Source organism: Flavobacterium sp. IB48, assembly GCF_016405855.1.
Lineage (GTDB): Bacteria > Bacteroidota > Bacteroidia > Flavobacteriales > Flavobacteriaceae > Flavobacterium > Flavobacterium ginsengisoli.
This window is the reverse complement of the sequence record NZ_JAEFCA010000003.1, coordinates 596,071-617,645: the sequence shown is the minus strand read 5'-3', so window position 1 is coordinate 617,645 and position 21,575 is coordinate 596,071. Positions and strand designations below refer to the sequence as shown.

The window sequence follows — 21,575 nt, the reverse complement described above, 5'->3', positions numbered from 1 at the left end:
TCTAACTTTAAATCGTATTGACGTAAATTTGTAATAAAGATATTCAAAATGAGCGAGCCTTTAATGGTTTTAAAAAAACCGTCTTACCCTTTAACACAGCCACTTTTAAGTTACTTAGAACGATACGAACGTATATCTAAAGTTTCTGTGTTTTATGATGACTTGCTCCGTTTTTCGGGTTCTATAAATGTTTATGATAAACATGATAACGATACACTTTGGATTCGAGTATATTATGGAGAATTTGAGCGCAGTGAAATTGATTTAAATCTAAAGAAAATCTATTCGCTGCTGCATTCTGATGGAAATAGCGAAATCATTCAATACCTGAATGTCGATGCTATTGATTATTGTACTTTCGGGAATTCGAAACCTTTTAGAATTAAAGTTCGAAATATTCTCAATGATAACTATGTTCATTTTTACATCAAAAAAGCAGATGCTTCGCGTATTTATGGATTAGAATTGGAAGACATTCTTTCGCCAGATAAAATCAACTTTCTAGTTTATAAAGATACTCTGATAGAGGAGCATATTATCGGAATTCCAGGCGATGTTTTTATGGATACGTTGCTAGACCAATGCAGTGAAATGGAAAAGGCGCAAATTGCCAAAGAGTTCGTCAAGTTTAACGAACGCTGTATGATTCGCCTTTTGGGAGACATGCGTGCTTATAATTACGTAATTGTCCCAATTCACGATTTTGATCAAGTAGTCTATAAAATTCGTCCGATCGATTTTGATCAGCAATGTTACGAGGGAAATTTTAAAGTATATCGTCCGCAGTTTTTCAAGGAAAATTTTCCAATGATTCAATTGATCAAAGAGAAATTAGAAGAACGTTCTATTATTCAGTATAAAGATGAAGAAAGAGCTATTTTGGCGAAACGTATTCATTCTGCCGAAACGAGAATCAAAAAATTGTTGAATATTATGTGCCACGATACCATTTCAACGCAAGAGCATTTGACACAATTGAAAATGGAATTGTATCGTTATACGAATGATATGAAATTTAAAAACGCAAAATCAATGGGGCATGTGATGCACGCTGCGTTTGAATTTATTACACGTAATTTTAAAAATACTAACTTAGTTTAAAGTTTTAGCCACTCCCGATAGTTATCGGGATTCACAGATTAAAAAGATTTTGAAATCATTATAATTCTTTTAATCTGTGGCAAAATAAAAAAAATATTATGAAAAAATCTTTTTTAGTTATTTGCTCAATTGCTTTACTAGCTTGCCAGAAACAATCTGGCTCTGATTTAAAAGAACTTTATTCGCTACCTAAAAAATTGAAAGAAGTTTCGGGAATTACTTATTTTCCAGAAAGCAATATTCTCTACACTTTAGAAGATAGCGGAAACAAAAACGCCATTTATGCAATTGATTCTAAAGGTAAAATAGCTAAAACAATCACAATCTCAAATGCAACAAATGTTGATTGGGAAGATATTACAAAAGATAAAAATGGAAATATCTACATTGGAGATTTTGGAAATAATGATAACGAAAGACGTGATTTATGCATTTATAAAGTAGCAAAAAATCAATTGAATAATGATGTGGCTAAAGCCGAATATAAAATCTCATTCTCATATCCAGAACAAACAGAATTTCCACCAAAGAAAAAAGAAATGTTCTATGATGTTGAAGGTTTTTTTGAACAAAACGGTTATTTCTATCTTTTTACTAAAAACAGAAGTAAAGGTTTTGACGGAACTGCGTTTATCTACAAAATCAAAAATGCCGCAGGAACTCAGAAAGCAGTAAAGATTGGAGAATTTAAAACATGCAACAATTATAATCATTGCGTGCTGACAAGTGCTTCAATTAGTCCAGATGGAAAAAAAGTAGCCTTATTAAGTCATGACAAAGTGCTTTTGTTTAAAGATTTTAAAGCAGATTTATTCCACACAGGAAAACAAACAGAATTAAATCTAAATCACTTTTCGCAAAAAGAAGCGATTGTTTTTAAAGATAATAATACTTTGTTAATCGCCGACGAAAAAACAAATAAAATAGGAGGGAAACTCTATGAATTTAAACTCTAAGATTCTGAGATGCTAAGATACTAAGTCAAAAAAATCAGCCACGAATTACAGTAATTTTCACGAATTATATTTAAATAAAAATTAGTGTAAATTAGTGTAATTCGTGGCTAAAAAAACTTTGTTACTTTGAGCCTTTGCAACTTTGAACCTACAGCTAGAAGCTGTAAGCTGCTCCAAAAATTAATCTTCCAATTTCATCAGGAGATTTGAAATAAGAGATTCTCGCTGTAATAACATTTATGGCATTTAGCCAAAGTCCGCCGCCGTAATCTTGATGCCATTTTCTTGATTCTTCACCATCAAGCCAAACCCTTCCGTAGTCGAAACCACCTAAAATTCCGTACGTAAAAGGAACAATAGTTTTACGGATTTTTCCAATGCTTAAACGCAAATCAGAACTTTGAGAAAAATAAGAACTTCCTAAGAAACGTTCATTTCTATATCCGCGTAAATCTGTATCTCCGCCTAGAGAAGCACCTTGGTAGAATTCATAATTATTGTTGAAAATAGCTTTTCCTTTAACGTAAGTGGCCAATATTAATTTTCCGTTATGATCAATTTTATGAGTAAATCCTAAGAAGCTTTCTAGAGTAGGGAAATTTTTCTTGGTGTCATCTAAATTAGCTGTCCAAGTCGCCGCAATCATAAAAGCCATTCCTAAAGTTGGTTTTGCCGCAAAATCTGAATTTTTAAACTGATATTTTACTTTTAAACTTCCGTAATTCTGACTGTCAAATACATCTGGATTTACAATGCCGGGAATATTAATGTATCTGTTTTCGGTATCTTCAACTGTCATTCTCTGGAAGATTGGTTGAACGCTAAACTCGCTTCCATATCTTCCAACATGGCGAATGGCACCCGAAGCGTTAAATTTTCTAATACGGACACGATTGTAATCCATTCCTAAATCATCATTATACTGCGACTCATTTCCATAACCAAAATAATTCATGGCAAAGTTTGGAGTCGTATACAATGACTCCACATCAATAACCCATTTTCCTAATAAACCAGGGAAATGTGCCGCATAATTAAACTCTAAACCGCCAGTAGCAAAATAGTAAAATGCATTAAAAATATGCTTTTGCGTGTACGGATTCTGTTTGAAATTATTTACCGTATAATTTACGTTGACTCCCATTTTTACGCCATCATCAGGATTATAACCAATGTTTGGAAGTCCCGCAATTACATTGTATTTAGGTTTTTCGTAGTTATATAAATTAACATCGTAATCGTCTGTTAACTGCGTTTGTGTTTTAGAATCTAGATTATAAGTATTTTCTTTTGATTTGAAATCGTAAACAATAACCTTTCTTCCGTTTTCAATATTGTAAGTATCATTGTTTTGGCCACCAAGCAAACGAATTTTTATGTTTGATTTCTCATTTCCTTTTACTTCAAAAACATCATTATCATCTAATCCATAAATCCAAAGATTTTTGGTTTTGTCGTCGGTTACATTTTTGGTATAAAGCAATTCATCGCCTTCTTTTTTAATTCTGAAAACCTGAATTTCAATCCCCTTTTTTACATTATGATTCAAAACAAACTTATCTTTCTTGTCTGTTCCGGCAATCATCACAGTTCTGTTTAAAACATCAGAATATTCACGAGCATACTTTTGAAGATCTTTTTTTCTTCTTTTTAATTTTGCTTTGATTTCATCGACTGTTCCATCCTGAACCTCTTTTGGCATGTTTTTAAAAGCCTCATCAATATCTGCATCAGTTAAGTTTTCTTGAATATATTTGGCCTGTTCCACCCATTCTTTTTCTTCAGCAGTTCTTAGAAAAGCCAAATCCATTGGATAAGGTTCTCTGCCAAGCCATTTCACATTGATCCTGTCACCTTTAAAAGATCGCATATGACGAAGTGGAGGCATGTTCATTAAAAGTGAAAGCAAAGCACCATCATATTTTACAAAAGCTTGGTCACGATCTCTCGGAATTGGTCTATAAATTACTTTTCCATCTTCTTTATATTCAGCCCAACGCCATTGATCACTATGTCTGTCCCAATCTCCTATAAGAATGTCAAATAAACGAGCTTTTATATATTCTTTTTCATCAACCACATATTTTTCATCTTTATGAAGATTTAGCATCATATCGTCAGTTCCGATGATGTTGCTTGGTTTTCCGAAATTTTTTCCATCCAAATGATTATCAGCAGGTCTTTCTTCGACCATATATAATTGATCTCCAAAGCTTGCATTAAATTCTCCCAAACCATTTTGCTTCGGGATATAATATAAAATAGGATTCGTATGTCTTAAACCAATTTGATCAGACATTTCGCCAATAACAAAAGAAGCATAAGGATGAGAAGTGGTGTAAAAATCAAATAAGAAATCTTCGGCATATGTTTTCTCGAAATCATTTACCACGTATTGGTCTTTAAAAGCAACTGATTGTAAAAACACTGTTGCGCTTTTTTTCATTGCGCGCATGATAAACTCACGCCCTTGAGGATCTGCCATTCTTAATGAAACCGATTGATGTCCGCCACCTTCACGAATTGGTTTTAAACCTCCTTTTAATGTATCTACAGTTGCCGTTGTAGCTTCAATAGGAAGACTGTAATATTTTCTATAATGCTGGCCAAATAAAAATCTGTGAAACGCACCTTTTTGAGTCATTTTTGGTGAATAAATCGAAGTAGTGACTTTTGCAGGAAAATTATTTGGAATATCTGAAGCCCAGTTGATTTCTTTGGCTTTTATTATTTCACGCTCAAAAAGAAGTTTCTCTTTGTTGTTTTCATTTCCATAATAAGAAACTTTAGCATCGCCACTTTTATACATAGTCAATGTAGCATAACCATTTCCTCCATACGAAAAATCATAAGGACTGATGGCTCTTGCGGCTTCCGATTTTGATCCTGCGCCACTAATAATCTGCTGAATATTTTCTTTGCTTATATATTGAAGGTTATGGTCGTGTCCAGAAACAACTATTACATTTTTCTGTTTTTGCAAAAGTGTTTTAATTCTTTTTGCATAAATTGTGTATTGCTTGTTTTGAATGTCCTGCGGACTAACGCCAGATGTTTTTCGCAATAAATTGATGAATGAGCCAATTACAGGAAGAGGAATTTTTTGTTCTAAAGGGAATAATTGTTTTTCTAACGAAAATTGACCGCCATGTGTTCCATTGCTTAGTAACGGATGGTGAATTGCTAAGACAACTGTTTTTTCTTGATTTTTGTTCAATTGACCTTCAAGTTCTTCAAAAAAAGCTTCTCTGGTTTTAATTTCGCAATTGTCATTTATAGTCGGATGATCGTTCCAATTTTCTAGAAACCATTCACTATCAACAACTATCAAAGCTGTAGTGCTGTCAATTTTTACAGTTTCAATAGGGCATGATTTTCTCGGAAGAAAACTTTTTTTATCGTTTAAATATTTTGTAACAAAATCGGCCTGACGTTCCAAACCTTTAATGCCACTGTACCAGTCATGATTTCCAGGAATTACAATTGTTTTTCCTTTAAAGTCTTTGGTTAATTTTAATTGATTGGTCAGTTTGGTTTCTGCTAAGGCTTTGTCTTCAGGATGTTTGTTGCCAGGAAAACCTTTCGGATAAATATTGTCGCCTAAAAAAAGAAGCGTCGATTTTTTGCTCGCTTTTTTTAACTTTTGATGTAAAAGCTCCAGTGTTTGCTGTGCTTGCTCTTCATCGGCATTTCCAGCATCTCCAACAAGAAAAAAAGTATGTGCAATTTGTATCGTATCTGTAGCGTTTTCTGTTTCAGTGGCACTAACATTTTTTCCGTATTGAGGTTTGCGCGTTGCACAAGAATAAACGATGAATAGGGCCATAATTGCCAAAGAGTAATTTTTAATCTTAGCAATAAAATGATTATCCAAAAACAATTTCATAATTTAGTGGTATAAAAATATTCTTTATGAATCTAATAGAACAATCCGAAGATTTTGTCGGTAATTTACTCAAAGATAAACTTTCTAATTTATATTCTTACCATAATTTTAATCATACTTTTACCGTGGTTACTGCGGTAAAAGAACTTTGCAAAAAAGAAGATGTAGAAGGTGAGGATAAGGAAGCTCTTTTGGTTGCAGCATGGTTTCACGACACGGGATATATTGAAGGATATGAAAATCATGAAAAGAAAAGCACTGAAATAGCTGCCAACTTTTTGCGCGAAAAAGGAAAATCGGAAGAATTTATTGCTTTAGTTTCTAGTTTAATTCTGGCTACAGTTAAAGAATATGAACCTAAAACGCATTTAGAGAAAATTATCCGTGATGCAGATTACGCCCATTTAATGGGAGCTGAATATGCTACAACTTGCGAATTGCTTCGTCTGGAATTAAAAAATGCTGGAATAGTTAGTTTCTCTAACGCGGAATGGACAAGAGAAAACTTAAATTTTTTATTGAATAAACATCGCTTTTATACCGATTATGCTTTAAGAAAATGGCAACCTCTGAAAGAAAAAAATCTATTAATGATTCAGAAAAAGATCAATAAACAAGAATTGAAAGCCGCTGCCGCACTAGAAGAAGATAAAAAGAAGGATAAAACCGAAAAACCAGATCGTGGAATCGATACTTTATTTCGTGTTACGCTTGGAAATCATACTCGTTTGAGCGGAATTGCAGATAGTAAGGCCAATATTTTATTGTCTGTAAATGCGATTATCATTTCCATTGCATTATCGTCTATTATTCCAAAATTAGATAGTCCCAAAAATGCGCATTTGGTTGTTCCAACATTTATTATGCTGATGTCTAGTGTGATCACGATTATTTTTGCGATTCTTTCGACACGTCCAAAAGTAACTTCTGGATTTTTTACTCGAGACGATGTTGAAGCTAAAAAAGTGAATCTGATGTTTTTTGGAAATTTCTACAAAATGCCTCTCGAAGATTATGATTGGGCAATGAACGAAATGATGAAAGATCGTGATTATCTGTATTCAACGATGATCAAAGATTTGTATTATCTAGGATTGGTTTTACAACGAAAATATAATTTACTCCGAATTGCCTATAACTTTTTTATGTTCGGAATTATCATAACAGTAATTGCGTTTGTAATTGCTTTTAAGTCTATTTAAAGCTAATTAACTTTGTCAAAGTTTCAAACTTTGACAAAGTTTTTCTAAAAATAAGCTCAACTATTTAGTTGAGCTCATCTAATAAATCCTGATAAGTTATTTTCTTAATTCCTGGGTTTGAACTATTGTTGATTACTTTGACACGAATTGCTCTCAAACCAGAAACTCCCTGAAGATCTTCGACTTCAAATTGTTCAATAGAAGGTTCAAGAATTTTCTTGTGTTGTAAATATTTAATATATTTTAAATATTCTGCTTCTTCACTATTTTGAGAATACACAATTGTAATTTTCTCTTTCTCGGTAATTCTTTCGTTTGTTCCTTTAATATGCGATTTGTCAATTCGTTTTTTAACAACTTCATATCTTGCATTATAAGTTCCGTCTACATCAAAACGTTTTTCATCCATTCTGAAACGGATAGAAAGTGCAGAACTGAAAACGAGAATTAAAGAAGTAACATCTAATTCGTATGGAAGAGATTCTTTAAGTTCATGGTGTTCCAATTCCATTTCGCATAAAGTTTGTAATTGCCACAGACGAAGATTATGCAGATACATAATATCGAACGGTTTTGTTGGAGAAATTGAAGCTCCAATATACAAATTGTGTTCAACGCCATCCGTTTTAAAACGCTCATAATAATGCGGATAAATCTGTTGTGCTTCAACTTGTTTTCTATCCAAAACCGTTGCCAATCTTTTATTGATGATCGACATGGCATTGTCAAATTTCTTTCTTTCCTGATAAAACATTCCAGTTTTTTCGTCTAGACTATCAAAGTATAATTGCTCTAACTTTTCAGATTTAGCATTACTTTTGGTATTTTTCAGTATCGGATGAATTTCTTCTTCGATATAACGTTGTATATGCTGTTCGGTATCTGCTTTTAATGGATAATCCAATTCGCTTCGAAGCGATTCCAATTCAAATTTTCTTTGTTCAAGAAGAACTAAATTTGAGTTTTCTTCTTGATTATCAAAGATTTCCATAAGAGCTGTCAATTGACTTTTCAAATCAATTTTTACCGTTTCATTACGATGTTCAGAAGAGCCTTTAATATCAATTTGTCCATACAGCGGATATACATTTTTAAAGACAATTTCTTTAAAAATATAATCTTTGGTATGATTCATATTTTGAAAATAGTTCTGAGATTCTCTTTTGAATTTCCAATATACGCTTGGGTGAATCGTAGTATATTCTCGCTGAATAATCGCTTCAATCTGATGTTGCATATCGGTATTATAACGATCAATAGTATCGGTTAAATACGGCAGAACCAAATCTAATTTTGTAGCATTTACACTGTTTAAATCTCTTGGATTTTCTGAAACCAGTTCAACAACGCCCAATAAATGCCCGCTTTTAATTACAGGAGCAAAGATGCAACTCTGAATACCTTGAGTAAGTAAATGTTCGCCAAGTCGTTTGTTTGTTGATTCTTCTGTGAATTTGCTAACATTAGATATTACAAAAGGTTCTTTATTGTCTAATAAATTTTCGAAAGAACATCCAAAAAAAGCATTCTTGCAATCTACTTCCTGATCAGCAGAAAGCAGAAAGCTCTTCATCTGATTCTCGTATTTTGCAGGTCGCATAAATTTCTCTTCCTCAGGATTATAGATAATAAATCCTACTTTTAAATTTGGGAGATTAAAAATCGACTGAAAAATATTAGAAACTTCCTGATCTGTGGCAACTGTTTTTGGGCCAGGTTTTAATAAACTGCTTTTCAAAATTGAAATAGCACTTTCTGTTGTGGCATCAAATAGAGAAACAATTCCGAAACCTCTTAAAATCCAGCTTCCTTTTGGAAACTTGGATTTCCATAGATTAATATCGTTGTAATTATCTAGTAGTTGATCGATATCTTCCTGAGTTAAAGGAACAGCGTTTTCAGTCGGAATAATTTCCATAAAATCAGCATTGTATAAAATACGATAATGCTTTTCAATACCATTTTCATCTGGAATGTCATAGAAAAATGGCTGATTGAAATCGATATGCTGTTTGTAATAACTGCTTAAAATTAAACAGCAGTTATTGATATAGAATTGATGCTCGCTAAAATCACGAATTTCCATATAAAATTCGTCACCTGCATTTTTGAGGATTTTTTTGAAACGCTCTGTATAATTAAAGGAGATGTTTTGAAATGGAATCGTCACCGCTTTTATTTCATTGTGCGTCAATGCAGTCGGAAATAAATCGGCTAATATGTTTTTAATTAAAGCTTCATTGTTTTTGATAACCGAATAATCCTGGATTCCAGTCCTTAGTTCCGGAATTAATTCAATTTGTTCTAAAATTGCTTTAGCATAGTTGGATCTGTAATCAACGTCTGACTGTGCAATTTCTTCAAAAGATTCAATTAGCTTGTGAAATGAAATTATAGTGGTAAAAGGACTTTCTTTGAAAAATTGAATATCCATCTGAGTTATTTTTTAATGCAAAATTAAGCATAAATTAAGAATCAGCCTCATTTTGCGATTTCTTTCGTTTATCATTCTATAGATAATTCCTTATTTGACGGGCGTTTCTATTCTAAGTTAAATATTTTAACATAAAATTAACTTTAATAATAACGGAATGATCGTTCCGTTATTATATCTTTGTATCATAATAATTGAATAATCAATAACTTAAATAATAAATAAAATGAAAAATTTAGAAAACAAAGTAGCAATCGTGACAGGTGGAAACAGTGGAATTGGATACGCAGCCGCAGCAGATTTAGCAGCAAAAGGGGCAAAAGTAATTGTAACAGGAAGAAACAAAGAAGCTTTGGCAAAAGCGGAAAAAGAATTGAATGTTACTGGAATTGTAGCCGATCAATCAGATTTAAAATCAATTGACAACTTGGTTGAAGAAGTAAAATCAAAATTTGGTAAAGTTGATATTTTATTCTTGAATGCTGGAATTGCAGCTTTTGCACCGCTAGATTCAGCTTCAGAAGATCATTATGACAGTATTATGAATGTCAACGTAAAAGGAGTGTATTTTACAGTTCAAAAAGTGTTGCCAATTTTAAAGGATGGCGGTTCAATTATCTTTAATACTTCAGTAAATGCTCATGTCGGAATGCCTAATTCTAGTGTTTATGCCGCAAGTAAAGCAGCTGTATTATCTTTAAATAAAGTTTTTGCTGTTGAATTGGCTTCAAGAAAAATTAGAGTAAATGCGGTTTCTCCTGGTCCAATCGAAACACCATTGTATGGAAAAGTTGGTTTAGAAAAAGAAGAAGTAGAAGGTTTAGGATCTGCTTTGGGAGAGAAAATTTTATTAAAACGTTTTGGACAAGCTGCTGAAGTTGCAAAAACAGTTAGTTTCTTAGCTTCAGATGATGCTTCATTTATTACTGGATCTGAAATTGTGGTTGATGGTGGACTTATCGTAAATACCGTACTATAATTTTTTTGATCAATTCAGGAACGATTGTTCCGTATTTTTGTATCTTTGTAAATGAATTTAATTTGAATGTCATGGCTAGAACGAAAGAATTTAATGAAGATCAGGCTTTGGATAAAGCAATCGAAATTTTTTGGCACAAAGGTTACAACGGAACTTCTGCTCAAGATTTGGTGACGCATTTAGATTTGAGCCGTTCTAGTTTGTATGATACTTTTGGAGATAAGCAGCAATTGTTTACAAAGTCCTTAAAACGTTATCAGGAGCAGGCACAAGATGCCGTCAAAGAACTTTTAGAAAAATCTGAGAATGTCAAAGAAACTTTGCAGGTTATTTTTAAGCAAGCTGTGCTCGAAAGTTTAGAAGACCGAATTACAAAAGGCTGTTTTATGGTTAATTCTTCTGTAGAACTAGCAATGCATGATGAAGAAATTGCCAAAATTGTAAAAAACAATAGCCAAACTATGGAAGAAGTTTTTACAAATGCCGTTAAAAAAGGGCAGGAGGCAGGAGATATTTCCAAACAGTTGGATGCAAAAGTTTTGGCGCGATTTATCTTTAATAATTACTCCGGAATTCGAGTTTTGGCTCGCGCTGGAGAAAGAAACAAACAAGTTTATGATGATATTTTAAAAGCCGTATTTTCGGTTTTGTAACATTAAAATTTAGACAATAAAAAAACGGCAATTACAAATGTAACTGCCGTTTTCTGTATTAATAAGTAAGTAATAGAAAATGAAAACCCTTAGTTTTTCTCTTCTTTGTTGAAGTAAACTAAGTAGTAATACATTTGTTTTTCTTCATCCCAGCCTTTCTCAACAAACTTTTCTGCACTTTCAGGATTAATAAAATCCATTTTAATCTGAATGTGAGTATCCAAATTAATAACGTTTTTAATCGATTTTCTAGCGTCAGAAACTGCTGCGTTGGCAATAGGGAATGAGGTAACATCTTCGATGCTGTATTTTTCTCCTTTATCAACTTTATAGTTTTTAAATTCAGGGATCAAATCAGGGTTGTCAATTACTTCATTCAAGAAATTCTGCTCTTCAAACTGATCATTTTTAGCGAAATAATTCACAGATCGGTTCATAAACATTACTTCCTCTTTCTTGTCTTCTGCTGGCAAAACAACATCTTTTGCGAAGTTTTGACAGAACTTTAAATATTTTTTAGTGATGAAATTTTCATCTTCAAAGGCATCAACAGATAAAAAGTGCTCTAACCAGTAGCGTGCATCATAACGGTTGCTGTCTACAGTTAAGATTTTGTATCCTTCTTCTTTTTTATAGTTGAAGATTAAGCATCCTTTGTCTAGTTTACTCAAGTTAATTCCTTGCTGTAAAATCATTTCAAGGTTGCTTCCGTTTTCTTCAAACTGTAAAAAATCTGCTTGTAATTCGCTTTTAAAAATACCGATTGCATCAACAACATTATTATCGATACTTAGATTTGTTAAATAAGTCACATAAACCTCTCCGTTTTTAATGTGCGGGTGATTTGACTGCTCGTATAAATGTTTTGTGATGTTTTTAGAAACCTCATGTACATTTGACGGATTAGCGAAAATCTCAGTTGCATATTTAAACATGTCGTTGTAATCCAAGTCCACTTCGTGTGCAAACTGATAATAGTTTTCTTCTTTTTCTCTAAAAGGCTTAAAAAAGAATTCTTTTATCAAAGGAACAATCTCGTCATTTAAATTAAATGGCTGCTCCGATAAAAAAATTGCTTCGTTACGGCTTTTGTTTCCTACGCGGTGTATTGACAGCGTGTCGATGTGGGTGTTGAAAAGATTTATCATGTGTGTAAGGTTCTGAGGTTCTGAGAAGCTAAGGTACTAAGGTTTAGTTTCTTTCTTTTATTTTTTTAATAAAAGAAACTAACATTCTTTCTACTTCGCGGCTGTCCTCGTATAATTTGTTAAAATCGTCTTCTTTTAAATAAGATATATTTTTAGCAATTTCTAACTGAGTCTGCATTTCGAATAATGATCCTACAGAAATGTTTAAAAAACGTAAAAGTTCTTTATCGCTTTCTCTGCCAAATCCTTCTGCAATATTACTCGGAATAGAAATTGAACTGCGTCTAATTTGTGAAGTTAATCCGAAGACTTCTTCTTTGGGAAATTTGTTTGTTAGGGAATAAATTTTGGTAATCAAGGTCATAGATTTCTGCCAAACCAATAAAGTTCTAAAATTGCTCATGCTCAATATTTTTAATTCGAAGAATTAAAAATAAGAAAAAACTTTCAAAAATAAAACCTTAGAACCTTAGCGTCTCAGAACCTTAGAACCTTAAAAAAACTAATTCCAATTCTCCTCAAATCCATAATCTTCGAAGCTGTCGTCTCCTTCGAACATGTCAAGATCGTCTTCGTCTAGGTCGTCTTCAAATTCTCCGTAGATATCATCGTGCATGTCATCAGCTTCGAAGTTTTTTTCGTGAGCTTCGTCTGGCATTTCACCGTGAGAGAATAAAGTTTCAGGGTAAGTTGCCCCTACAGTTTCATCTTCGACTGCAGCTAATTCAACTAAGAATGTCCACATACTGATGAAATCGTAAACGTAGATAATCTTTGTGTTTTCTTTGTCTAAGATACTAGATAACGGATAATCGTTCATGGTTCTTATTTCGCCAGGAACATCTCCCGTATCAAAAAGCGGAATTTCATCTTCCTGATTCCAAGTGTCATCACAAGTATAAAATGAAGCCACTTCTGATCCGTCAAAGCCAAAAGCATTGAAGATTGCATTGTGTAAATCCTCAAGTGTATCTTCCTCAAGAATAGCAATGTCTCTAAAAATATCTTCTTCGGCGTCTAGAATAACTCTAAATTTATAAACCATAATCTTTGTTTTTATTGAGAGGTCAAAGGTAAAATATAAAAAACGAAATTCGAATCACGAATTACGATTTGTTGAAAAGATTTTAGTCTCTTGTTTTTCTGTGTTTTAATTGTTTTGTGATCCTGCGAGGTTTTCAAAACCTCGTAGGCCTTATTAATGCTGAAGTTTATGCCTACAAGGTTTTGAAAACCTTGCAGGAGAAGAGCGAAAATTATTTTCTCGCCAGTCTTTTTCTAATTTTATGATAATGCTTATGATAAGTGCTGTGACTTGGGTAAGTTCTGCTTGAAGTCATATTATTAAAAATCAAAGCAGTTATAAGTAAGATCGAAACGCCTGTTAATACGGGAGAAATCACATACATATAGCCTAAACCTTTTATTTGAGCAGAGCCCGTTACTGCAATTAATGCCGTTGCACCACCTGGCGGGTGAAGTGTTTTGGTAATCTGCATAAAAATTATAGATAGAGAAACAGCCAGCGGAGCCGAAATCCAAACAATGTCTGGAACCAATTTATTGATGGTAACTCCAATAAAAGCCGAAATAAGATGTCCGCCCACTAGATTTCTCGGCTGTGAAAACGGACTTTGTATAATTCCATAAATCAAAACACTCGACGCACCAAAAGAACCAATTAAAAAGAGCACATCACTTCCTGCAAATTGTGAAGCATCGAGATAAGAAAGAATCCCAATTCCGACAAACGAACCTAAAAAGGACCAAAAATGCTCTTTATAATCGATTAAAGTTTCTTTATAAAGAATGTAACGTGTTTTGCGGTAGCTTCTTTTTATTTTTTCAGTTGGCATTATTGTGGTATTATATTTTACTCGTTATGCTTTTAAATATACTTTGCCGTATATTGTTTTTTATTGCTTTGTAAATCTTGTAGATTACAGTTTTATTTAATTAAACTTGGAGAATAACTGTATACGGTGTACGGATAAATCATTTTTGCCGTGTATTTTGAAATCAGGCAAACAACCATGATTGGCAAAAACAAAGTATAATCGTTTGTTAAACCGCAAACCAGAAAAATAGCTGTAAAAGGCGCATGAATACTGGCGCTTAGAACCGCAGCCATTCCGATAATCATAAAGTTAACTGGAATTACATTTACATGAAAAAAGCTGTTTAAGATAGAAGCCAACAATAATCCTAAAAATGCTCCGATGAATAAACTTGGCGCAAAAACACCTCCGTCACCGCCAGAAGCCAATGTAATTGAAGTTACAATTGGTTTTAGAACCAATATTCCGATAAATGTTAAAGCCAATGTAATGGTTAGCGGAAGTTGAGATGAAGGGCCAAAAATTCCTTTGATGGCATGATAACCTTCTCCGTATAATTGAGGAAAAAAGAATAATGAAATACTTAAAACAGCAGATCCTAAAATGATTTTGTAATAATGCGTATCGATTTTTCCAAATTGAGATTTGAAGAATAACACACAACGTGTCAGATAAACAGAATTCATTCCCGCTAAAATTCCTAAAAGAATGAAATACGGAATCGCTTTTAAATTCCATGTTGTGATGGAAACTGCAAATAAAGGTTCTTCTTTTAAAATCGTTAGTAAACCAAATGCTATCGAAACCGCAATTACATTTGAAATGATAAATGCTCGAGTTACTTTTCTAGAAATTACTTCGAAAGCAAATAAAACTCCTGCAATTGGGCTGCTGAAAAGTGCTGTAACTCCCGCCGCAACTCCCGCGCAGATAAGTTCTGTTTTGTATTGACGGAAAACATTTTCTTTTTCGTGTGCTACAGAACCAATAGTTGCTGTTGCTACAACGGTAGAAACTTCAATTCCTGTAGAACCTCCAAAAATAACGGTTAATAATCCGTTTATGAAGTGAGATGGAATTTTATAAGAAGGCAGATTTTTAGATTTTGATGCAGTGCTTTCAAAAACTTCTTTGATTCCTTTGTTTTCTTTTTTCTTAAAAAGATATTGTCTAAGAAAATAAATCACTGATAATCCAAAAACAGGGAAAACAATATAAAATATTGGATGAACCGAGACTTCGTGAAAGAAGATTTCTTCGTAATATTCGGTTATTTTTTTTAGTGAAATTCCGAGAAAGGCAGAAAGAAAGCCAATTAAAATAGAAACAATAACTAATTTTCGGAGTTTGATTAATTGATGATTTTTTTTGATTTGCGCCGTTTTGTTCATCATTATAAGTTTGAGAATCGCATTTTTTTCTGCGGATTACAAAATTAAGTATCAAATTCGGTTTTTTCTAGGAAATATTCATTTTAGTGTGTTAAAATCGATATAAACAGGAAAATTCTTTCGATTCATGGTCGTGCCACAAAGGCGCTAAGACGTAAAGATTTCTCTCATTTTTTGTCATTTCGACGAAGGAGAAATCTCCGCAAGTAACTCCCCAATCAAAATCGCCAATCTTTGTAGAGCTTCTCACGGAGATTTCTCCTTCGTCGAAATGACAAACTGCCTGTTTAATCGTTGTCTTAAATAAAAAAACTTTGCGTCTTAGTGCCTTTGAGGCAAAAGCTTATCTCTCATAAAACTCAATCGGCAACAAATCTGGATCAGCAATAAAAGTGAAACGTTTTTCAGTTGTTTCATCAATTCTGATTGGTTCGGATTCTATATTTTTTGAAGTCAAAAAAGCAATCGTTTCTTCTAGATTAATGACTTCAAAAGCCAAATGTCTTAAACCGACCGCCTCAGGTCTTGAAGGTCTTTGCGGCGGATTTGGAAATGAAAATAACTCCACAACATAAGAGCCATTCAAAGCCAAATCCAATTTATAAGATTGGCGTTCTTCGCGGTAAATTTCACGAATAATGGTTAAACCTAAAATCTGAGTATAGAAATATTTCGATTTTTCGTAATCAGAGCATAAAATGGCAATATGATGAACTTTGTTAAGGGTAAGCATTATTTTTTAGATTCAGGTTCTTGATTTAATTTTCGAATAACTTTTGCTGGATTTCCAACAGCAAGCGAATTATCTGGAATATCTTTTGTAACCACAGATCCGGCTCCAATAACACAGCCTTTTCCGATTGTTACTCCTGGGCAGATAACCGAATTTCCGCCAATCCAGCAATCGTCGCCAATTGTAACGGGATATGCGTTTTCAAGCGTTTTTCTCAACTCAGCGTCAAGCGGATGTGATGCAGTATAAATCTGAACATTTGGCGCAATAAATACATTTGAGCCAATATTTACTGGCGCACAGTCTAAAACCACACAATTCACATTAAAATAAACATTTTCGCCAGCAAAAATATTGTAACCGTAATCACAATGAAAAGGAGGTTCAATATAAAGACCGGCTCCAGCATTTGGAATTAATTCTTTTAGAATCTCTTTTGCTTTTTTGGTAACTCGATATTCTTTTACATTTAAGCTGTGTAAAAGGTTTTTTGCCGCACGGCGTCCTTTTACTAATTCGGGATCAAAGGCATTATAATATTCGCCAGAGATCATTTTTTCTTTTTCTGTTTTCATATTTTACATTTTCGTCTTGGCAATTTTTTCATGCATTTTCGGAATTTCCTGCAAAGCTGCGGTGCAGTACCAAGGCGTTAATTCGGCTTCAAGTAAATTGGCTTTTATTGCTGGATCAGTGGCAACAAGCGCTTTTGCTTCTTCCACCGTTTCGACATTAAAAATATAAATGCCACGATAATTTCGATCATTTTTCATGAAAGGTCCTGCAACAGCGAGTTTTCCTTCTTTGGCCAATTTGCCAATATTTTCCATGTGTCCTTCAAAAAGTTTTTTGGTTTCTTCTTTAGAAGCTGTTGTATTACTTCCGGATTTTAGAAGACAAAAAACATATTTCTTCATTCCGTATTCGTCGGCATGGAGAGATTTGGCTAGAGCTTCATCATATTTAACTTCGGATTCTTGTGAAAACCCGATTGCACTCATTACTAAAAAAACAAAAATTAAAAGTGGCTTTTTCATGATTATGAATTTTTAAAGCAATTTCTTCAAAATAACAATCTGCCCCAAATGATAAACGTCATGTTGAATGATTCCGTGAATATCTTCATAAAAATTGTGATTATTATTTAAATCTATTTTCTCGAAATCCTCATCATTAAAATCATTCAGGCAAGCACTCCATAATTCCTGAGATTTTGCCAGACTTTGCAGTGATTGTTCCCAAGCGGGCTCAGATGAATCTAAAATTGGCACAAAATAATTATGATCGGGAGTTGTAATTATTTCTCCTTGAACACGCTTTAATATGTTTCTTCTCCATTGTATTAGGTGATTGACAATTTCCCAAATCGTGTTTAAGTTAGGATTGATTTTTTTATAAGCCTGAGCTGCAGTTACATCTTTTAAAGTATCTGCTAAGGTTACTTCAAGCCATGGATTTCCATTATAAATGGATTGATATAAATTCGAAACTCTTTTACTTTCTGACATAGTTAATAGTTTTTAGAAACACGTTACTAAGATACAAATTAGTATTTTACAACTCATCCTCGAAAATCTACAATTGGGTTATTATATATTTTTTAACATGAATTGTTAAAATACATTTGCTTCATCAAAAACCAAAGATGACATGAAAACCAAATTATTTTTTACAATAAGCTTTTTATTTTTTACAGCTTTAATTTTTGCTCAAAATACTATTTCTGGAAAAGTAGTAGATCCAAAAGGAAAACCTGTTGCTGGCGCTAATATTTATATTGACGGAACTTACGATGGAGCAACAAGTTCTGAAACAGGAGAATTTTCTTTTGAAACTACAGAAACTGGAAATAAATTTTTAGTGGTAAGTTTTCTACTTTTTGAGACCTACAAACAAGAAATTGATGTTGCTAATTATAAAGATCAAGTAGTAAAATTAAAAGAGAACATTAATACTTTGGATGCCGTTGTTATTACAGCTGGAACTTTAGAATCTGGAGACAAAGCTAGAGTTTCTGTTTTAAAACCTTTAGATATTGTTACGACAGCAGGCTCTGCAGGAAATATAGTGGCGGCTTTGCAGACTTTACCAGGAACTCAAACTGTTGGTGAAGACGGACGTTTGTTTGTTCGTGGAGGTGAAGCAAGCGAAACCCAAACTTTTGTTGACGGAATTCGTGTTGCACAACCGTATGGTGCTACAACCAATAATTTGCCTACAAGAAGCAGGTTTTCTCCTTTCTTGTTTAATGGAATTGCATTTTCTACTGGAGGTTATTCTGCAGAATATGGCGAAGCTTTATCGAGTGTTTTGCTTCTAAATACAAAAGACGAAGAAGATCATGATAAAACGGATATCGGATTAATGACGGTTGGTTTGAGTTTAGGAAATACTCAGAAATTCAAAAAAAGTTCTCTTAGCGTAAATATGATGTATGTGAATTTAGCACCTTATCAAGCTGTTATTCCGCAAAACGTAGAGTGGAACAACCCGTACCAATCTCTTGGAGGTGAGACGGTTTACAGATATAACTTCACAAACGGAATATTTAAGCTGTATGCTTCTTTTGATTCTGAAAAATTTGATTTGAATCAGAAAAATGTCAATTTCGAAAATCCGATTCGAACTGATATGAACAATAATAACTTCTATTTGAATTCGTCTTACAAAGGAAGTTTCGGAACAGGTTGGCAGATAACTTCTGGAGTGAGCTACGGTTACAGCAAAAACAAACTGAAATATGATATTACCGGAATCGAAAACCAAGAAAATGCCGCTCAGCTGAAGCTGAAATTAAGCAAGAAATTTTCAAACTTTTTTAAATTGTCTTTCGGAAGTGATTATTTCATTACAAAATACGATGAAAACGTAGCCGATAATATTTCGCTTAATGTTACAAATGGTTATGATTCAAACATTTTTGCAGCGTATACTGAAGGTGATATTTTATTTTCTAAAAGACTAGCCTTAAAAGTTGGTTTAAGATATTCAAACAACAGTTTATTAAACGAAAATAATATTGCGCCAAGAGCTTCATTAGGATATAAAGCTTCAAAAAACAGTCAGTTCTCGTTTGCTTATGGAGATTATTCTCAAACACCAGTTGTAGATTATATTAAATTTTCTAAATATCATCAATTCGAAAGTGAAAAAGCAAGTCATTATATTTTAAATTATACGTTTACAAGACCTGGGCAAACACTTAGAGCAGAGGCTTATTATAAAGATTACAGCAATTTAGTGCAATACGACACAAGAGATATTCAGTACAATTCTGTTTTCAATAATAATGGATCTGGTTACGCAAAAGGATTGGATTTGTTTTGGAGAGACAGCAATTTGCATAAAAACTTAGAATATTGGATTTCATATTCTTATATCGATTCAGAAAGACAGTATAAAAACTTTCCAAACATGGCGACTCCAAGTTTTATTGCCAATCATAACTTATCTGTTGTAGCAAAATATTTTATTACAGATTGGAAATCTCAGGTTAGTTTAACAAACAGTTTTAGTTCAGGACGTCCGTACAACGACCCAAACCAGACGCAGTTTATGAACGGAAAAACAAAATCGTACAATAGTTTAAGCTTTAGCTGGGCATATTTATTAACGACACAAAAGATCCTTTATTTCTCAGTTTCTAATGTTTTAGGAACTCAAAATATTTTCGGATACGATTATGCAAAAAATCCAGATGCAAGTGGAGTGTATCAAAGACAAGCCGTGGTTCCAACAGCAGACAGATTCTTCTTCGTAGGTTTCTTTTGGACGATCAGCCAGAATAAGAATGAGAATCAATTGAAGAATCTTTAAAAAGGTTCTAAGATGCTAAGTTACTAAGGTTCTGAGGAAAAAACCTTAGAAGCTTAGTCCCTCAGAACCTTAGCAACTTAAAAAAACAATTCATCATCAAAAATCAACAACTCAGTATCATTTAATTTTAAAAGACTAAAAACCAGCATACTTTTGAAGTGTAAATTAAAAGGGACAAAGAAACAAAGTGACAAAGGTTCAAAGTTTTTTAAATATTAGTATTAAGAAAAACAAACCTCTGAGCCTTTGCAACTCTGAACCTTTGAACCTAAAAAAAAGAGTTTTAATCATCAACAACAAAACTTAGAACCTTAGTAACTCAGAACCTTAGAAACTTAAAAAAAATAGAAATCATGACCAAAATTATTACAATAACTATTTTATTTATCTGCAGCTTAATGTCTGCTCAAAATGTAAAATTAACTGTTGCCGTTTCAGGTTTGAAAAATGACATAGGAATCGTGAAAGTAGGATTATATAATTCAGACGGAACTTTCCTTAAAACAACTTACAAAAGTTTGGCTTCCGAAATTAAAGACAATAAAGCGGTTGTAACTTTTGATGATCTTCCAGCGGGAGAATATGCAATCTCAACGTATCATGATGAAAATAGCAACGGAAAGCTTGACAGAAATGCAATGGGAGCTCCATCAGAAGAATATGCAGCTTCAAACAATGCAAAAGGATTTATGGGACCTCCATCATATCAAGATGCTAAATTTAATGTCAGCAAAGATTCAAAAATTGAAATTGTATTCTAAATAAAACAAATAACTAATCCATATAAACAAACCATTAATAACTTATAAAATGAAAAAAATCATCACTTTAATTGCATTATTTGTAGCAGTAATAAGTTCAGCTCAAACACAATTTGAACAAGGAATGAACAAAGCATTCGGACTTTGGAAAGAAGGGAAAAATGCTGAAGCTTCGGCTTTATTCGAAAGAATTGCTGCGGCAGAAAAAAATAGCTATTTGCCAAATTATTATATTGCTATGATCAATGCGACAGCTGTTTTTACAGAAAAAGACAAAACAAAAATCGATTTGTTATTGACAAAAGCGCAAGACGCCTTAGATCTTGAAATGATAAAAGATCAAGCCAATTCAGAATTGTATGTTATGCAAGCCTTAATTTATACAGGATACGTTGTGGCTGACCCGATGACAAACGGAATGAAATATTCTGGCAAAGTAATGGAAGCTTACGCGAAAGCAAAAGCGCTGGATCCTACCAATCCGAGAGCGGTTTTTGGTGAAGCCGATTATCAATTAGGTGGTGCAAAATGGACAGGAGTAGATACAAAACCTTTATGCGCGCAAGTTGATAAATCTATTGAACTTTTTAATACTTTTAAACCAGCAACACCTTATTCTCCAAAATGGGGATTAGATAGAGCTTTAGAAATTCAAAAAACTTGTAAATAATTCAGTA

19 protein-coding genes are annotated in these 21,575 nt (G+C 33.2%); 8 read left to right on the top strand and 11 right to left on the bottom strand.

The window, feature by feature from the left end; translation table 11 throughout:
• The first annotated feature begins 48 nt into the window (after nt 1–48).
• Together JC605_RS13380 and JC605_RS13375 are read left to right on the top strand one after the other, a co-directional pair.
• Nucleotides 49–1,101 (top strand): hypothetical protein, encoded by a 1,053-nt coding sequence (locus JC605_RS13380; RefSeq protein ID WP_198856672.1) that lies wholly within the window; start codon nt 49–51, stop codon nt 1,099–1,101.
• A gap of 98 nt (nt 1,102–1,199) precedes the next feature.
• On the top strand, nt 1,200–2,057 hold the full coding sequence (locus JC605_RS13375; protein ID WP_198856671.1) for an SdiA-regulated domain-containing protein: 858 nt from the start codon (nt 1,200–1,202) through the stop codon (nt 2,055–2,057).
• 154 nt (nt 2,058–2,211) lie between these two features.
• Here JC605_RS13375 and JC605_RS13370 read toward each other — a convergent pair whose 3' ends face one another.
• The gene (locus tag JC605_RS13370; RefSeq protein WP_198856670.1) at nt 2,212–5,943 is read right to left on the bottom strand and encodes a metallophosphoesterase; all 3,732 of its coding nucleotides are present in this window, start codon (nt 5,941–5,943) and stop codon (nt 2,212–2,214) included.
• Between the two features lie 26 nt (nt 5,944–5,969).
• Between JC605_RS13370 and JC605_RS13365 the strand changes: the two genes are divergently transcribed.
• Nucleotides 5,970–7,145, top strand: coding sequence for a Pycsar system effector family protein (locus JC605_RS13365; RefSeq protein WP_198856669.1), 1,176 nt, complete (start codon nt 5,970–5,972; stop codon nt 7,143–7,145).
• 64 nt (nt 7,146–7,209) lie between these two features.
• Here JC605_RS13365 and JC605_RS13360 read toward each other — a convergent pair whose 3' ends face one another.
• On the bottom strand, nt 7,210–9,579 hold the full coding sequence (locus JC605_RS13360; protein ID WP_198856668.1) for a GAF domain-containing protein: 2,370 nt from the start codon (nt 9,577–9,579) through the stop codon (nt 7,210–7,212).
• Nucleotides 9,580–9,805: 226 nt separating this feature from the next.
• Between JC605_RS13360 and JC605_RS13355 the strand changes: the two genes are divergently transcribed.
• Together JC605_RS13355 and JC605_RS13350 are read left to right on the top strand one after the other, a co-directional pair.
• The gene (locus tag JC605_RS13355; protein ID WP_198856667.1) at nt 9,806–10,558 is read left to right on the top strand and encodes an SDR family oxidoreductase; all 753 of its coding nucleotides are present in this window, start codon (nt 9,806–9,808) and stop codon (nt 10,556–10,558) included.
• 71 nt (nt 10,559–10,629) lie between these two features.
• Nucleotides 10,630–11,211, top strand: a complete 582-nt coding sequence (locus JC605_RS13350) for a TetR/AcrR family transcriptional regulator (RefSeq protein ID WP_198856666.1) — start codon at nt 10,630–10,632, stop codon at nt 11,209–11,211.
• 89 nt (nt 11,212–11,300) lie between these two features.
• Here the strand turns inward: JC605_RS13350 and JC605_RS13345 are convergent, their stop codons facing one another.
• From JC605_RS13345 to JC605_RS13305, 9 genes are all read right to left on the bottom strand, one after another.
• A complete protein-coding gene (locus JC605_RS13345; RefSeq protein WP_198856665.1) occupies nt 11,301–12,359 on the bottom strand; it encodes a nucleoid-associated protein in 1,059 nt (352 codons plus the stop codon).
• Nucleotides 12,360–12,402: 43 nt separating this feature from the next.
• The gene (locus tag JC605_RS13340; RefSeq protein ID WP_198856664.1) at nt 12,403–12,762 is read right to left on the bottom strand and encodes a four helix bundle protein; all 360 of its coding nucleotides are present in this window, start codon (nt 12,760–12,762) and stop codon (nt 12,403–12,405) included.
• A gap of 99 nt (nt 12,763–12,861) precedes the next feature.
• Nucleotides 12,862–13,404 (bottom strand): hypothetical protein, encoded by a 543-nt coding sequence (locus tag JC605_RS13335; RefSeq protein WP_198856663.1) that lies wholly within the window; start codon nt 13,402–13,404, stop codon nt 12,862–12,864.
• Nucleotides 13,405–13,615: 211 nt separating this feature from the next.
• Nucleotides 13,616–14,215, bottom strand: coding sequence for an HPP family protein (locus JC605_RS13330; RefSeq protein ID WP_198856662.1), 600 nt, complete (start codon nt 14,213–14,215; stop codon nt 13,616–13,618).
• Between the two features lie 92 nt (nt 14,216–14,307).
• A complete protein-coding gene (locus tag JC605_RS13325; RefSeq protein ID WP_233074105.1) occupies nt 14,308–15,591 on the bottom strand; it encodes a chloride channel protein in 1,284 nt (427 codons plus the stop codon).
• A gap of 340 nt (nt 15,592–15,931) precedes the next feature.
• Nucleotides 15,932–16,321, bottom strand: coding sequence for a VOC family protein (locus JC605_RS13320; RefSeq protein ID WP_111363319.1), 390 nt, complete (start codon nt 16,319–16,321; stop codon nt 15,932–15,934).
• Nucleotides 16,321–16,896: a sugar O-acetyltransferase gene (locus tag JC605_RS13315; RefSeq protein ID WP_177212461.1), complete on the bottom strand. Its 576-nt coding sequence runs from the start codon at nt 16,894–16,896 to the stop codon at nt 16,321–16,323. The genes JC605_RS13320 and JC605_RS13315 overlap by 1 nt, the downstream gene beginning before the upstream one ends.
• A gap of 3 nt (nt 16,897–16,899) precedes the next feature.
• Nucleotides 16,900–17,358: a YciI family protein gene (locus JC605_RS13310; RefSeq protein ID WP_198856661.1), complete on the bottom strand. Its 459-nt coding sequence runs from the start codon at nt 17,356–17,358 to the stop codon at nt 16,900–16,902.
• A gap of 12 nt (nt 17,359–17,370) precedes the next feature.
• On the bottom strand, nt 17,371–17,829 hold the full coding sequence (locus JC605_RS13305; RefSeq protein WP_198856660.1) for a DinB family protein: 459 nt from the start codon (nt 17,827–17,829) through the stop codon (nt 17,371–17,373).
• 142 nt (nt 17,830–17,971) lie between these two features.
• Between JC605_RS13305 and JC605_RS13300 the strand changes: the two genes are divergently transcribed.
• The 3 genes from JC605_RS13300 to JC605_RS13290 all read left to right on the top strand — a co-directional run bounded on the left by JC605_RS13300 (nt 17,972) and on the right by JC605_RS13290 (nt 21,568).
• Nucleotides 17,972–20,137: a TonB-dependent receptor gene (locus JC605_RS13300; RefSeq protein WP_198856659.1), complete on the top strand. Its 2,166-nt coding sequence runs from the start codon at nt 17,972–17,974 to the stop codon at nt 20,135–20,137.
• 353 nt (nt 20,138–20,490) lie between these two features.
• Nucleotides 20,491–20,898, top strand: coding sequence for a DUF2141 domain-containing protein (locus JC605_RS13295; RefSeq protein ID WP_198856658.1), 408 nt, complete (start codon nt 20,491–20,493; stop codon nt 20,896–20,898).
• 49 nt (nt 20,899–20,947) lie between these two features.
• Nucleotides 20,948–21,568, top strand: a complete 621-nt coding sequence (locus JC605_RS13290) for a hypothetical protein (protein ID WP_198856657.1) — start codon at nt 20,948–20,950, stop codon at nt 21,566–21,568.
• Nucleotides 21,569–21,575: the final 7 nt, after the last annotated feature.